Raw genomic sequence first — 14,638 nt, forward strand, 5'->3', positions numbered from 1 at the left:
CGCTTGCGCTACTTGGGTGCGATTCCGGCGGCGGCAAAACGGCTTTTCCTTCGATCAAGACAACGTGCAAAAGAAAAAACCTGCGCCGCCGGCGAATCTGTAGAAACGAGTGCTTCGGCGTGCGCGAAAACTCACGCCACCGGACCTTGAGCCGGCTTCCTTCTCAGAAGCGCATAGAGAATGATCGCGCCGAACGTCGCGGTGCCAATGCCGCCGAGACCGAAGCCGCCGAGCTTCAACGAGAAGTCGCCGGCGCCGAGCACGAGCGTGACCGCGGCCACGATCAGATTGCGGTTGTCCGAAAAGTCCACCTTGTTGACGACCCAGATGCGCGCGCCGGTCACGGCGATCAGCCCGAACACGACAATCGACACGCCCCCCAGCACCGGTCCCGGAATGGTCTGGATCACCGCGCCGAACTTCGGCGAAAAACCCAGCACCAGCGCGATCAACGCGGCGATCACAAAGACCAGCGTCGAATAGATCTTGGTAACAGCCATCACGCCGATGTTCTCGGCGTACGTCGTGACGCCCGTGCCGCCAGCAAAGCCGGAGACGATCGTCGCGAGTCCGTCGCCGAGAAACGCCCGGCCGACGTAGCGGTCCAGATTCTGGCCCGTCATCGCGCTCACTGCCTTGATATGCCCGAGGTTCTCCGCCACCAGGATCACCGCGATCGGCGCGAGCAAGGTCATCGCCTGCACGTTGAACACCGGCGCCGTGAAGTGCGGCATGCCGAACCACGCGGCGTTCGCGACGATGGCGAAATCGATCGGCTTACCCATGGCAAGACCGTTCGTCACGATCGCGTAAATGACGTACGCCATCAGCAGGCCGACCAGAATCAGCAGACGCTGCAACATGCCGCGCGCGAACACCGCGACCGCGCCGACGCACAGCACGGTGACGAGCGCCATCCACGAATCGAAGTTGCTGCCGCTTACGCCGCGCACCGCGATCGGCGCCAGATTCAAACCGATCACGCAGACGATCGCGCCCGTCACCACCGGCGGCATCAGCGTCTCGATCCATTTGGTGCCGACCGCCGAAACGATCAGGCCAATCATCGCGTACACCACGCCGCACGCGATGATCCCGCCCAGTGCGACCGGAATGTTCGGGTTCGGGCCATGCCCACCATAACCCGTGACCGCGATCACGAGACCGATGAACGCGAAGCTCGACCCGAGATAGCTCGGCACGCGGCCGCCCACCAGCACGAAGAACAACAGTGTGCCGATGCCCGACATGAAGATGCACAGGTTCGGATCGAAGCCCATCAGCAACGGCGCGAGCACCGTCGAGCCGAACATCGCGACGACGTGTTGCACGCCCATCGCAAACATCTGCGGCCACGCAAGCCGCTCGTCGGTAGCGACGATGCGGCCCTCGGCAGCCGCGGACTGGGGACGCCAGCGGGGGAAGTAGGAATCGGCCATGGCGGGGGTTCTCCTCTGTTCGGCGCTATGTATGGTGGCGCGGCGCCGGCACGAGGCGCCGCCCAGGAATTAGGCGCGAGTGTACGGAGTGCCATTGGGCCTGGCAAGCTCGGGGAAATGCGCGGCGAGGCACAGCGTGGAAGCGGGTGCGAGCCGTTGCGCCCTTCATGAACACCCGCGTGAGCACCCGCGCCCTCAGCCGTGCCGCGCTTCCAGCGAAAACACCGTCACGGCCGCCTGCAACTGCCTCGCCTGATCCGCCATCGACGCTGCCGCGGCCGCCGCCTGTTCGACCAATGCCGCGTTCTGCTGGGTCACGTCGTCCATCTGCGCGACCGCGCGGTTGACCTCTTCGATGCCGGTGCTTTGCTCTTGTGACGCCGACGAAATCTCGCCCATGATGTCGGTCACGCGTTTCACCGCGTGCGTGACTTCGGCCATGGTCTGCCCGGCCCGCTCGGCGAGTTCCGCGCCGCTGGCCACGCGAGCCGTCGAGCTTTCGATCAACTCCTTGATTTCCTTCGCCGACACCGCGCTGCGCTGCGCGAGCGAGCGCACTTCGCCCGCCACGACCGCGAAGCCGCGTCCTTGTTCGCCGGCACGCGCGGCTTCCACCGCCGCGTTCAGCGCGAGGATGTTGGTCTGGAACGCGATCCCTTCGATCACCGCGATGATGTCCGTCATGCGCTTCGAGCCGGCCGCCAACTCACGCATCGTTTCGACCACGTCGCCGACGAGATGGCTGCCGCGCGCCGCGACTTCCGACGCGCCGTGCGCCACGCCGCCGGCCTGCTGCGCGTTCTCGGCGTTCAACTTCACCGTCGATGTCAGCTCCTGCATGCTCGACGCCGTTTCCTGCAGCGCCGCGGCCTGTTCTTCAGTGCGTTGCGACAGATCGGTGTTGCCTTGCGCGATTTCGCCTGACGCCATCAGGATCGATTCGCTCGACTCGCTGATGCCCGACACGATGCCGGCCAGCCGTTCGCGCATGTTGCGCAACGCGAACAGCAAGCTGTGAGCGTCGCCGGCGCGTGTTTCGACGCGCACGCTCAGGTCACCGTCCGCGATGCGGTTGGCGATCTGCATCGCGTAATCCGGTTCGCCGCCGAGTTGCCCCGCGAGACGACGCGCGATCACCATGGCGAGCAGCATGCCGGCGACGATCGCGCCCAGCACCAGCGCGCTCATGACGATGCGCATGTGCTGATAGTCGGTGGACGCTTCCGCTTGCGCGTCGTTGGCTTGCTGGCGGCGATAGTCGATCAGCGCGGTGATGCGATCGCGCAGCGCCTCGCTCGACGCAATCGCGCGACGCACGAGTTCGTTATTGTCGACGCCCGCCGGAATCGGTTCGAGGCCGATCTGCTGATGCACGATACCTTCCCACACCGCCGACTTGCGCAGCACGTCGTCGAACATTTCCTGGCCCTTGCCCGTCTCGATCGTCGCGCGATACTGGTCGTAGGCGGTGTGCATCTCCTTGAGCGAGCCGACAATGCTGTCCTTCAACTTTTGACGGCCGGCGTCGTCGGCGGCGTAGCCGAGATTCGCGGCGGCCAGATCGGAATCGATCTTGTGGCGGTTCGCCTCTTCCATCCAGTACAGGCCGTTCATGTGCTTATCGCAGATGGCGTCGGTAATGCCGTGCATCGACGAGAGCGTACTCAGCGACATTGCGCCGATCACCACGCAAAAACCAATCACCACGGCAAACGCCAGCAGCAGTTTCCTGAACACAGGCATGCGGTCGAACCACTTCATTTCACCATCCTTCACGAGTCACGGCGGACGCTCGAGTCGCCACGCCGTCGCGAACATCTCGCGATCTGTCGGATACGTAGCGACGCTCCCACCTCAATTACGGCGGGCACCACAGAGACTTGATGCGCGAAATGTCAGGAATAACCGGGACAGGATGTTGTAAGCAATGCTTAGCGCACGCGGCCGGGGCACGAGGCGCTATGTGCGCGGTGGGTCAGCGACAAGTTTGGGATTCGTCTGATGTATCGGATAGGAGCAAGCTCTTAGACTTGTTTTGCTGCGCCGACCCCCATGAGTAGGCGCATGCGATGTTGTTGTAACTCTCCGACTTTCCGCTCACGCTTCCCCGCGTGAGCGGCTTTTTTTTGTCTATGCGATTCGGTGCGCGCGTCGCCTGCAAAGACACTGCGATCTGCGTGCCTTTATGCGTGCGTCGCGAAAGCGTTGTTGGCGAGTCGCAAAGTGTAGTCGCGTACGTCCTGCGGCCATGCCGCGACGATCTCGTCGAAACGCGGGCGGTCGTCGGCGTACAGCGCGCGGGTCGCATCTTCATAGCGCGGCAGATTGCCGGCCAGCGCGGTCATGAAGCGATACACGGCTTCCTGCGCCGCGCGCTGACGGTCCTTGTTCTCGCCGGCCACGCGCGCCGCGTCGACCAGTTTGCGCAGCGCGACCGACGCGCCGCCAGACTGTCCATTGAGCCAGTCCCAATGGCGCGGCAACAACGTGATTTCCCTCGCCACCACACCGAGCTTGGGCCGGCCACGGCCGCGTGGCGTGTCCTCTGCGGCGTCGTCGGTGGCATGAGCGGTTTGGGCGCCGTCATCCTCGCTCGCTAGCCGCGCGACGATCTCGTCGGGCGTGCCGCGCAGATCGAATTCGACCGGCCGGCTGGTCACGTCGTCGAAGATCAGAACCGGCGCCTGTTCGCCGCGCGCCAGTACCTCCCTCACGGCAAGCGCCACGTCGGTCAAGGCGCCGGAGGCGATGCGGCGATGGCCTTCGAACGCGGTGCAGGTGGTCGGATGAGCGGTCATGACAAACTCCAAATAAAGAATTTGTCGAATTATATCCGGGTTAAATTCAAATGCAAGATATTACCCGGGTAAATTTATGCAGCTTGCTCTACACGGAGTTCCGCGCTTCGGTGCGGGGTGTCACCGCGCCGCCGCCGATGGGCGAAGTGTGCGTCACGGTGCGAGAACTCAACACGCGATTGCGGCCTGCATCTTTGGCTTCGTACAGCGCGTCGTCGGCGGCGTTCAGGAGGGCGCGGCTCGTTGCGAACGCCTCGCCTCGCGCGGTGGCAACGCCGATGCTCACGGTCAGCACATGGTGCGAACTCGCCACGTGGCGAAGCTGAAGCGCCTGAACCGCCGCGCGAATCTTCTCGGCGATGAAAGTTGCGCCAGTTTCGTCGGTGTCCGGCAGCAGCACGGCGAACTCTTCACCGCCGTAGCGCGCCGCCGTATCGCCCGGACGCCGCACGCTCTGCGTGATACAACGGGCCACGGCCGTGAGTGCGTCGTCGCCCGCGGAATGGCCGTACAGGTCGTTAAAGCCTTTGAAACTGTCGACGTCGATCAGCAGCATCGACAGCGGCCACGCGTTGCGCTGCGCACGACGCCACTCATCTTCCGCGTGTTCCTCGAAGCTGCGGCGATTGTTCAGGCCGGTCAGTCCGTCGGTGCGCGCCAGCACGCGCAATTCTTCTTCGGCCGCGCGGCGATAACGCAATTGATGCGAGAACAGAAGCGCCAGCGCGATGATCGTGACATCGAGCGCGGCGATCAGCGAGCCGATGATCCAGGCGCGGTGCCGCCATTCCACGTAGATATCGCGCGTGGACAGCGCAACGTCGAGGATCAGCGGATACATGTCGATATGGCGGAACGCGTACCAGCGCTCGACACCGTCAATCGCCGCCGTGCCGAAGAAATCCCCGCTCGGCTGCTGGGTGAAGCGCGAGTAGTTGGCGGTGCCGGTCAGATTGATACCGATGATTTTCGGATCGAACGGACGCCGCATCAGCATCGTGCCGTCGTTCAGCATCAGCGCCATCGAACCTCCGGCGCCGAGATTCATGCCGGCGAACAGCCTGCGGAAATAGGTGAGACGCATGGTGCCAACCACTACGCCGCCAAAACTGCCGTCCGGCCGCGTGATGCGCCGGCTCAGCGCGATGCTGATTTCCTTGCCGCTGACCTTCGGCATGAACGGGTGGCTGATGTACAGACCGACGTTGGGCGAGTCCCGCTGCACCTTGAAGTAATCGCGGTCGGCGAGATTGACGAGGCGTGGCGGCGTGGCCTGCGAGTCGAACTTGATGTTGCCGGCTTCGTCGGTCACGAGGATCGAGCCCATGTCTTTGGCGCTCGCCGATCCGTCGAACAACACCATCTGGCGGATGGCCGGATCCAGCTCCAGCACGCCGGGGTGTTTCAGACCGTCGATCACCGCGCGCAGCGAGAGATCGTAAATCTCCAGATTGCGCGACACGTCGCGCTCGACCAGCAGCGACACGTTGAAGACCGAATCCTGGGCGCGCCGCAATGCGTCGTCGCGCATCTGTGCCAGCACCCACACGGCGATCGCAAGAATCGCACTGGCCAGCACGATACTGATCGCAATCACGAAGTTCGGTCGGCGCGTCACCATGGGCTTTTTCGTTCGAACATGCGCTCGCCTAAGCGCGTGAAGAAGAGGGCCGCGTCCTCACTGGCGCGTACCGTGAAGCGGTAGCGTACCAGACGATGCGCCGCGCCAAACCATCGAAAAGACGAGTTTTTTGCCGGGTCGGCTGAGTTCGGCACCGCTCGCGCGTGCTGAGCCGGTGGTGCAGATCGAGCGCGGGCCGGGATGCTGAGCGGCTCAACGCGCGGATGTCGGCGGTCTCGAGCACGGCTTGATCGGCGCCGTGGCGGGCGACCTTCAGCATGGCGAGACCAACGGGCACGGCGACCTTTCTCAAGCGACTGCTCCATCCTCTTGCTCAATGCAATGCTTTCATCACGCGCTCGAATATATTCGGTTGCCGAGAAATTCCACTTTTGTCGGTCATCGCGTGCAAGCCTTGTAGAGATATACCCGATCTGCCTTCAGTACTCGAGTGTGCGAACCGATATCCGGTAAATGGGATACCCATTTTGTGGCTTGCGTCGATGCGCTTTGGCTGCTGCATCGACGCAAGACATTGAAGGGATAGACCGCGCGAGGCCCCGCGATATACGGCGGTCACACAGACGCTCCCATGCCCGGACCTGAGAGTCCATTGCGAACGCATCTACGTTTCGTTATTGGAGAAAAAAATTTTGACACTAAAGCACCTCACCATCAAAGCAAAACTCATTGCCGGGTTCGGCATGCTGTCTCTTATCGTCGTCGCGGTTTCCGGGCTTTCCCTGAAAGCGCTCAGCGACTCAACCGATGGTTTTTCCAGCTTCGTGCGCGGCATCAATGCACGCGCGGACATGGCGGTGCAGGTGCGAACCGCGGTCGACCGCCGGGCAATCGCCGCGCGTAATCTCGTGCTCGTGACCAAGCCGCAGGACCTCGAAATAGAGAAAGCCGATGTGCTGCGCGCGCACGAAGACGTGCAAACCGATCTGAAGAAGCTCAACGATATGATCGCGACCGCTACCGACACGTCGGAGAAAGCGCGCAGTCTCGTCGCCGAAATCAATCGGGTAGAGGCTTTGTATGGACCGGTCGCCACCGACATCGTCAATCTCGCGCTGACCAACAAGCGCGACGAGGCGATCGTCAAGATGGACGATCAATGCCGGCCGTTGCTCGCCGCGCTGATTCGCGCGACCAACGCGTATGCCGACTACACGCATACGCGTCAGGAACAGATGATCAACGACTACGCGGCACACTATGAGAACCAGCGCAATCTGCTGATCGCGATCAGCCTGATCGCGGTGGCGCTCGCGATCGGCGCATGCGTGCTGATCACGCGCGCGGTGACCAGACCGCTGCGCCAGGCGATCGATGTCGCGCGCACTGTGTCGGAAGGCGATCTGCGTACGCGCATCGTGGTCGACGGCAGCGATGAAACCAGCAAGCTGCTGGGTGCGTTGCGCGAGATGAACGAACGGTTGACGGCGATCGTCGGACGCGTGCGCGACAGCAGCACGAGCATCGCCGGCGCCGCGCGCGAGATCGCCGCGGGCAATATGGATCTAAGCCAGCGCACCGAGCAGCAAGCGGCCTCGCTGCAGGAGACGGCGTCGAGCATGGAAGAACTCACCTCGACGGTTAAGCAGAACGCCGACAACGCGCAGCAAGGCAGCATGTTGGCCACGAACGCATCGTCGGTCGCGCAGAAAGGCAGCGAGGTGGTCGGCCAGGTGGTGAACACCATGCACGACATCAGCGATAGCTCAACCAAAATCGCGGACATCACGGGCATCATCGAAGGTATTGCGTTTCAGACAAACATTCTGGCCCTCAACGCGGCCGTCGAGGCTGCGCGCGCTGGCGAACAAGGCCGCGGTTTCGCGGTGGTGGCGAGCGAAGTCAGAAGCCTGGCGCAGCGCTCATCAAGCGCGGCCAAGGAAATCAAGGATCTGATTGCCACCTCGGTGGAGAAGATCCGCGACGGGTCGGCGCTTGCCGGTGAAGCGGGCAAGACGATGGCCGAAGTCACCCAGGCGGTGGCGCGGGTGACGGACATCATGTCGGAGATCGCGGCGGCATCGAGTGAGCAAAGCCGCGGCATCGAGCAGGTCAATCTCGCGATCACGCAGATGGATAATGTCACGCAGCAGAATGCCGCCTTGGTGGAAGAAGCGGCGGCGGCTTCGCGGTCGATGGAAGACCAAGGGCAGCAGTTGAATGAGGCGGTGGCGTTCTTTCAGATTTTGAATGGTGGTGGTGCGGGGGGGATTGTCGCCGCGGCGCCTTCGCGGAAGGGGATGGTGCGGGAGGAGCGGGGGGTTGTGTCTGGGCGAGGGGTGGTGCGGGGGGGGGGTGGGGGGGGTGTTGCGTCGTCGGGTGTCGCGCCGGGTATTGCGTCGGGTGCTGCGTTGGCGACGGCTGCGACTGCCATCGGTGCGGATGAGGGGTGGGATAAGTTTTGAATGTTTTTTCTGCCCGAGCGCCGTGCTTGTGCGGGTGGGGCTCAGGCGGGACGTGGTTGGGACGGCAGAGGGGGTTGGTGCGAAAAGCTTGGGGTAGAAATGCGAAAACCGGCGTTAGCCGGTTTTCGAGTGACGACATGTCTGGTTGGTGGAGAGGAGGAGGATCGAACTCCCGACCTTCGCATTGCGAACGCGACGCTCTCCCAGCTGAGCTACCCCCCCAACGTGCAAACAATTCTAGCACAGGCATTTTCCGTTTTGCCAAGCCGGCCGGAACCAGCAAAACGGCAAAAACCATCACCTGGAAGGCGCCCCCGCAAGCACCCAATCCACCACTGCCCGAATATCCGCATCGCTCATCGACTGATGCGCGGGCATCGGAATCATGCCCCACACGCCAGAGCCGCCGTCCTTCACCTTGCGCGACAATTTTGCCGGCGCCTGGGCGTCGCCCTTGTACTTCGCGGCAATCTGCTGGAACGACGGGCCGACCAGTTTGCGATCCACCGCATGACATCCCATGCAAGCATTCGCGTTGGCGACCAGTTGGCCGCGCGGCGCATCGGCGGCACGCGCAGCCGGTACAACGGCACCCGCCAGCGCACCGACCAACAGCGCGCTGATCACCAAGGCAACACCGCGCATCACGGCGTCGTCGCCTTCGGGTTACCAGGATGCACGGCGTTCGAATTGGTGACCGGCGCGGGCGTCTGCTGTTCGAGCGGCCGCGAACTTACCGACGAATCTGGAATAGTGCCGACGGTCGGCGCACTCGCGTCCGGTTGCGAAGCCGCCGCTACGGGCGCCGTCCCCGCTGCGGCGGCAGCCGCTGCGGCTTCCGCCGGCTGAATGTACTGGAACACCTTCACGACCTGCACCACGCCCGGCACACGGCTCGCGACATCCGCGCCGCGATTGCCTTCGTCCATGGTGACGAGGCCCATCAGATACACCGAGCCACGCTCTGCCACCACCTTGAAGTTGTTCGCCGAAATGTTCTTCTCGGCGATCAGCGCGGTCTTCACACGCGTCTCCAGGTACGTGTCGTTGGTGCGCGACGAGAACGAACTGGCCGGCATGATCGTCAGTTCGTTGACGATCGTGCTGACGTTGTTCAAACCGCGCACGATGGTTTCCGCGCGTTGCTTCGACACGTCCCCCGCCACTTCGCCGGTCAGCAGCACGCGCCGATTGAACACCGTCACGTTCACGTGCGCGTTGTCGGGCAAGTTCTGGCTGATCTGCGAGAGCGCCTTCACCTGCAACTCGCGATCCTCGGTCTGCGCGCCGAGCGTGCGCCGGTCCGTCGCCACCAGCGCGCTGCCGCCCGCCGCGCCGGCAACAGCGAGAAAGCAACCCTGCAACGTTGCGGACAGCCCCGCCGCGAACCCAATCACCAGCACGGTTCTCAACAGTGTCTTCTTGACGCGGAATACGCTCATCAACTAGCTCTCCTTCGGAATCAGTCTCAATCTTCGCCCAGCAACATGGCATCGATGCCGTCGCACAGACAATGGATGGTCAGCAAATGCACTTCCTGAATGCGCGCGGTGCGATCCGACGGCACACAGATATGGATATCGGTATCGCTCAATACTTCCTGCATGCGTCCGCCGCCCTTGCCGCTCAGCGCGACCACGATCATTTCGCGCTCATGCGCGGCCTCGATCGCGGCGAGCACGTTGGCGGAATTGCCGGATGTGGTGATTGCCAGCAGCACGTCGCCCGGCTGGCCAAGCGCCCAAACCTGCTTCGAAAAAATCTGTTCGAATGCGTAGTCGTTGGCGATGGCAGTCAACACCGAGGTGTCGGTGGTCAGCGCGACCGCCGGCAAGCCGGGCCGCTCGCGCTCGAAGCGGCCCATCAGTTCGGCGGCGAAGTGTTGCGCGTCGGCCGCCGAGCCGCCGTTGCCACACGCGAGAATGCGATTGCCGTTGGCCAGCGCGGCGAACATCGTGTCGATCGCAGCGGCGATCGGCATCGACAGGGTTTCGAGGGCTTCGAGTTTGACTGCCGCGCTGTCGCGGAAGTGTTGTTGAATGCGTTCGACTGACATCGAGTCTCTATCTTCTGCCGCGAATGGGCCGCACTGCGCGGCCGTGTTGTGAAGTCGTATTACCAGGTCGTGCCGCTTCGATGAATCAGAGCGGCAACGCGGTGCAGGCGCTCAAACCATCGCTCGTTGCACTGCTCGCCGCGTCGTCGACGTTGCCCCGTGGCCTGCACGCGAGCGCAAGTTTATCGCACTCACGCGCGTTCTCCGCGCCTGGCGTCAGACTTCGTCGGCACGGAACGCGTCGCGCAACCACACGAGACGGCCGGCTTCGAACGCGATCACGTCGAAGCGGCACGCGGGCTGATCGCGCCAGCCGGCGGCACGCGTCACCAGAAAATGTTGCGCGGCGCGTACGATGCGCTGCTTCTTCTGCCAGCCGATACTCGCTGCCGCGCCGCCGTAGCGCTTCTGCGCACGCGCGCGGACTTCAACGAAGACCAGCGCGCCGTCACGTTCGCGCATGACCAGATCGATCTCGCCGCCGCGGCACGACACATTGCGCGCGACGAATCGCAAACGCTGACGCTGCAAAAATTCCTGCGCACGCAATTCGAAAGCCGCGCCGACGAGTTTGGACCCGACGAGTCCCGAAAAGTTGTGCGGCCTGGCGAGGGGACTGCTCGGCGCCGGCGCGCTCACGGCCGGGCCGCCACGCGGATCGCTTGGAACCGCGTGGCACAATGGCGGCCTCGTTCCGTCTGTTTGTGTCTTCTGCCTCATGACTCCTCTCTCCGAACTCGCGCAAGGGCAGCAGTACCCCACTGCCGCGCTATATGTGGTGGCCACGCCGATCGGCAACATCGCCGACGTCACGCTGCGCGCGTTGCATGTGCTCGGACTGGTGGACCGCATCGCCGCCGAAGACACCCGCAACACGGGGCAACTGCTCGCGCGTTACGGCATTTCGAAACCGCTCGTCGCCGTGCATCAACACAACGAGCGCGCCGCGGCACTGCGTCTGATCGAACATCTGCAAGCGGGCGAACGCGTGGCCTACGTGTCCGATGCGGGCACGCCGGGCATCTCGGACCCCGGCGCGAAACTCGTCGACGCGGTCCGCGAAGCCGGCTTTCCCGTCATCCCGCTGCCCGGCGCAAGCGCGCTCGCGACCGCGCTGAGCGTGGCCGGCGACTGGGTCGCGACGTTCTCGTTCCTCGGCTTCCTGCCGCCGAAAGCCAAAGCCCGCGCCGCGACGCTGCAGCCGCTCGCAAGCCATCCTCACGCGATGGTGTTCTACGAAGCGCCGCACCGGATCGTCGAAACAGTGCAGGCACTGGCCGATGCATTCGGCGGCGAGCGCAAACTGCTCATCGCACGGGAATTGACGAAGTTACATGAAGCGCTGCATCGCGGCACCCTGGCCGAAGCGCCAACGTGGCTCGCCGCCGATCCGAACCGGCAACGCGGCGAATTCGTGCTGGTGGTGGAAGGCGCACAGCCGGAAGCCGTCGGCGAACACGACCACGACGCGCTGCTAGGCATTCTGCTGGAGGAGTTGACGGTGAGTAGCGCGGCTAAAGTAGCGGCGGCGATCACCGGAGCGTCGCGCAACGCGCTGTACGCGCGCGCGCTGGCGCTGAAAAAAGAAGACGAAGAGTAAAGCTGACGGACAAACAACAAAGGGCCGCGTAATGCGGCCCTTTGTTCTTCTGCGGACACAACCCGTGAGGCCGCCGACGCGGCACTACGAGGAGCGCGCCTTGGCCGCGCTCGCCGCAGTCATATCACTTCTGGGCGCTCGAATCCGAATTCGACGCCAGCATTTCGTTACGCGCGTCGCGTGCTTCCTGCTGCGTCAGCCCTTCAATCTGCACCCGCGCCGTACCGGCATGGCGCATGTCCAGCGCGGAGGCGGCAGCCATGGAAAGATCGATCACGCGGCCGCGCGCGTACGGACCACGGTCGTTGATACGCACGACGACCGAGCGCGACGTGGCCGGATTGGTCACACGCACATAGGAGCCGAGCGGCAACGTACGATGCGCGGCGGTCAGCGCGTGCATGTCGTAGCGTTCGCCGTTGGCGGTACGGCGGCCATGGAAGCCGCGGCCGTACCACGAAGCGCGACCGGTCTGATGAAAGTCCGAAATGCCGGAACCTTCATCGGTGAGAGGCTTTGCATCGGCCAGCGACGAGCCTTGAGCAGTCGCGCCGGAGGCCGGCGCGCTACCGAAAGCTTGCGGTCCAAAGGAGCCCGCTTGCGTCAGTTTCGTGCTCTGCGGCGCGCCGCTTTCCGACGTGTTGCTAGCGCCCGGAGGCGTGGCGCAACCGGCCAGCACAAAAAAGGCAAAAAGAGTCCCCAGACCACGGGATAACCGAGTTTTCATAAGACGTGCAATCACATTGTCGAGCCGCATCACGCCAAAGTTGAGCGTGTTGCCTGCGACTCCGGCGGCAATGGACGACAACGCGCCGCGCAGACAAGCGCAGAACGTCAAAGCCCGGATGCGGCTCATTCAGCCGCTACCGCACGGTTAATTTTCACGTCTGGCGCAACCTGTCCCCGGCAGCCTGACCAGACCCCACATGCCGCCATCGAACGTGGCAAACACGTTCTTGCGCGCGAAACTCAGCGCGCAGGAACGGCGGCGTAGGCCCCACCCAGCGTCACGGCAGTTAGTCCGTAGCAGGCGCGCGGCGCCTGGCTGGGCAAGACGTGTGCATCGAAAGCATCGATACTTGATGGCCGTCCAAAAGTGCGACAGCCCATACTTGAGTGGCGATCCGCGTGCCCATTTTTGATGGGGACGCATCGCCTTGTGGCATGCACAGTTCCCTGTGCATGGGGTGCATTATACCTAAAACAGAATTCCGGGTTGGCAAGCGACTGAAAACCTTGATGAATTTTCACTCCTGCTGCAAGAATGAGCATGCGAAGCCCGCTGCGCCGGGGCTTCGGCGCCCACAGCGAACGCGGACGAGAGGCCGGTACAATCAATGTTTTTCCAGCGGCGCCGTCATCCATGAAAGTCACCTTGATCCCTGTCACGCCGTTCCAGCAGAACAGTTCGCTGCTCGTTTGCGAGGCAACCGGACGCGCGGCCGTCGTCGATCCGGGCGGCGACCTCGACATCATCGACGGCGAAATCGCGCGGCAGAACGTGACGGTCGAAAAAGTTTTTCTGACGCACGGCCACATCGATCACTGCGCGGGCGCCAAAACGCTGGCCACGCGTTACGGCGTGCCGATCGAGGGCCCGCATCCCGAAGAACGCTTCTGGCTGGACAAGCTGCCGGATCAAAGCACGCGCTTCGGCTTTCCGGCCGCCGAAGCGTTCGAACCGGATCGCTGGCTGCAGAACGGCGAGAGCGTGCAGTTCGGCGACGAAACGCTCGAGGTCTATCACTGCCCAGGTCATACGCCGGGCCACGTGGTGTTCTTCAGCCGCGCGCATCGGCTGGCGCTGGTGGGCGACGTGCTGTTCGCCGGCTCGATCGGCCGCACGGATTTTCCGCGCGGCAATCATGCGGATCTGGTGCGCTCGATTCGCGAAAAACTTTGGCCGCTCGGTGACAACATCACCTTCGTCCCCGGTCACGGTCCCACTTCGACGTTCGGCGCCGAACGCCGCACCAATCCGTACGTCGCCGACGGAGTCGAGGCATGAGCAGCGAAATCTACGTGAGCACCGATGTCGAGGCGGACGGCCCGATTCCCGGTCCGCATTCCATGCTCAGTTTCGCCTCCGCCGCCTACACCGAAGACAAGCGCCTGATCGCCACCTTCTCGGCGAATCTGGAGTTGCTCGAGGGAGCCAAGGCGCATCCCGTGCAGGAAGCGTGGTGGAAGACGCAGCCCGAAGCGTGGGAAGCCTGCCGCAAGGATTTGCAGAAGCCGGAGGCCGCATTGACGGCGTACGTCGACTGGGTCGAGGCCTTGCCGGGCAAACCTGTGTTCGTGGCCATGCCGGCCGGCTTCGACTTCACTTATATGTTCTGGTACATGATGCGGTTTGTCGGCCGCTGTCCGTTTTCCTGGTCGGCGCTCGACATCAAGACGCTGGCCTTCGCCATGACCGGCCTGCCGTACCGCAAAAACATCAAACCGCGCTTTCCCAAGCACTGGTTCGACGAACATCCGCATACGCATGTCGCGCTGGACGACGCGATCGAACAAGGCGCGCTTTTCTGCAACATGCTGAAGGATTTGCGCGCAAGTCAGGCGATCACGCTGGCAGCTGGTAAAGATGGGGACGGCACAGGACAAAACACCACCGAGGAACCGGCAAATTAGGTAATCTCCCTCGCCAGGGCCGTTTTACATTGCGTTTCGTTTTCGCGCCCTCTACCATGCGTTG

14 protein-coding genes and 1 tRNA gene are annotated in these 14,638 nt (G+C 63.3%); 4 read left to right on the forward strand and 11 right to left on the reverse strand.

The annotated features are described in order from the left end of the window. Positions 1–131: 131 nt before the first annotated feature. From B0G73_RS24740 to B0G73_RS41400, 5 genes are all read right to left on the reverse strand, one after another. Positions 132–1,439, reverse strand: a complete 1,308-nt coding sequence (locus B0G73_RS24740; protein WP_106283873.1) for a solute carrier family 23 protein — start codon at positions 1,437–1,439, stop codon at positions 132–134. A gap of 195 nt (positions 1,440–1,634) precedes the next feature. Beyond that, a complete protein-coding gene (locus tag B0G73_RS24745) occupies positions 1,635–3,200 on the reverse strand; it encodes a methyl-accepting chemotaxis protein (protein ID WP_106283874.1) in 1,566 nt (521 codons plus the stop codon). A gap of 422 nt (positions 3,201–3,622) precedes the next feature. After that, positions 3,623–4,237 (reverse strand): DUF2239 family protein, encoded by a 615-nt coding sequence (locus tag B0G73_RS24750; RefSeq protein ID WP_106283875.1) that lies wholly within the window; start codon positions 4,235–4,237, stop codon positions 3,623–3,625. A gap of 88 nt (positions 4,238–4,325) precedes the next feature. Continuing rightward, positions 4,326–5,858 (reverse strand): sensor domain-containing diguanylate cyclase, encoded by a 1,533-nt coding sequence (locus B0G73_RS24755; protein ID WP_106283876.1) that lies wholly within the window; start codon positions 5,856–5,858, stop codon positions 4,326–4,328. Between the two features lie 28 nt (positions 5,859–5,886). Continuing rightward, entirely contained in the window at positions 5,887–6,171 is a 285-nt protein-coding gene (locus B0G73_RS41400; RefSeq protein ID WP_258193425.1) for a hypothetical protein, read from the reverse strand. Positions 6,172–6,511: 340 nt separating this feature from the next. Here B0G73_RS41400 and B0G73_RS24765 point away from each other — a divergent pair, with 340 nt between their 5' ends. After that, positions 6,512–8,284 (forward strand): methyl-accepting chemotaxis protein, encoded by a 1,773-nt coding sequence (locus B0G73_RS24765; protein ID WP_106283992.1) that lies wholly within the window; start codon positions 6,512–6,514, stop codon positions 8,282–8,284. Between the two features lie 146 nt (positions 8,285–8,430). Here B0G73_RS24765 and B0G73_RS24770 read toward each other — a convergent pair. From B0G73_RS24770 to B0G73_RS24790, 5 genes are all read right to left on the reverse strand, one after another. Next, a tRNA-Ala gene (locus B0G73_RS24770) sits at positions 8,431–8,506 on the reverse strand. Between the two features lie 75 nt (positions 8,507–8,581). Continuing rightward, positions 8,582–8,929, reverse strand: a complete 348-nt coding sequence (locus tag B0G73_RS24775; RefSeq protein WP_106283877.1) for a c-type cytochrome — start codon at positions 8,927–8,929, stop codon at positions 8,582–8,584. After that, on the reverse strand, positions 8,929–9,726 hold the full coding sequence (locus B0G73_RS24780) for a BON domain-containing protein (RefSeq protein WP_106283878.1): 798 nt from the start codon (positions 9,724–9,726) through the stop codon (positions 8,929–8,931). The genes B0G73_RS24775 and B0G73_RS24780 overlap by 1 nt, the downstream gene beginning before the upstream one ends. Positions 9,727–9,752: 26 nt before the next feature. Further along, a complete protein-coding gene (locus tag B0G73_RS24785) occupies positions 9,753–10,340 on the reverse strand; it encodes a phosphoheptose isomerase (RefSeq protein WP_106283879.1) in 588 nt (195 codons plus the stop codon). Between the two features lie 216 nt (positions 10,341–10,556). After that, positions 10,557–11,060, reverse strand: a complete 504-nt coding sequence (locus tag B0G73_RS24790; protein ID WP_106283880.1) for a YraN family protein — start codon at positions 11,058–11,060, stop codon at positions 10,557–10,559. Here B0G73_RS24790 and rsmI point away from each other — a divergent pair. After that, the gene (gene rsmI / locus B0G73_RS24795) at positions 11,059–11,940 is read left to right on the forward strand and encodes a 16S rRNA (cytidine(1402)-2'-O)-methyltransferase (RefSeq protein WP_106283881.1); all 882 of its coding nucleotides are present in this window, start codon (positions 11,059–11,061) and stop codon (positions 11,938–11,940) included. The two genes, B0G73_RS24790 and rsmI, sit on opposite strands and share 2 nt — an antisense overlap. A gap of 124 nt (positions 11,941–12,064) precedes the next feature. On the opposite strand, the gene B0G73_RS24800 is transcribed toward rsmI, so the two are convergent. Next, positions 12,065–12,667, reverse strand: coding sequence for a septal ring lytic transglycosylase RlpA family protein (locus B0G73_RS24800; protein WP_374957034.1), 603 nt, complete (start codon positions 12,665–12,667; stop codon positions 12,065–12,067). A gap of 636 nt (positions 12,668–13,303) precedes the next feature. On the opposite strand from B0G73_RS24800, the gene B0G73_RS24810 reads away from it, so the two are divergent. Both B0G73_RS24810 and B0G73_RS24815 read left to right on the forward strand, forming a co-directional pair. After that, positions 13,304–13,948, forward strand: a complete 645-nt coding sequence (locus tag B0G73_RS24810; protein ID WP_106283883.1) for an MBL fold metallo-hydrolase — start codon at positions 13,304–13,306, stop codon at positions 13,946–13,948. Beyond that, positions 13,945–14,574, forward strand: coding sequence for an exonuclease (locus B0G73_RS24815; RefSeq protein WP_106283884.1), 630 nt, complete (start codon positions 13,945–13,947; stop codon positions 14,572–14,574). Before B0G73_RS24810 ends, B0G73_RS24815 begins: the two co-directional genes overlap by 4 nt. Positions 14,575–14,638 lie beyond the last annotated feature (64 nt).

It is taken from the genome of Paraburkholderia sp. BL25I1N1 (genome assembly GCF_003002025.1).
Classification (GTDB): domain Bacteria; phylum Pseudomonadota; class Gammaproteobacteria; order Burkholderiales; family Burkholderiaceae; genus Paraburkholderia.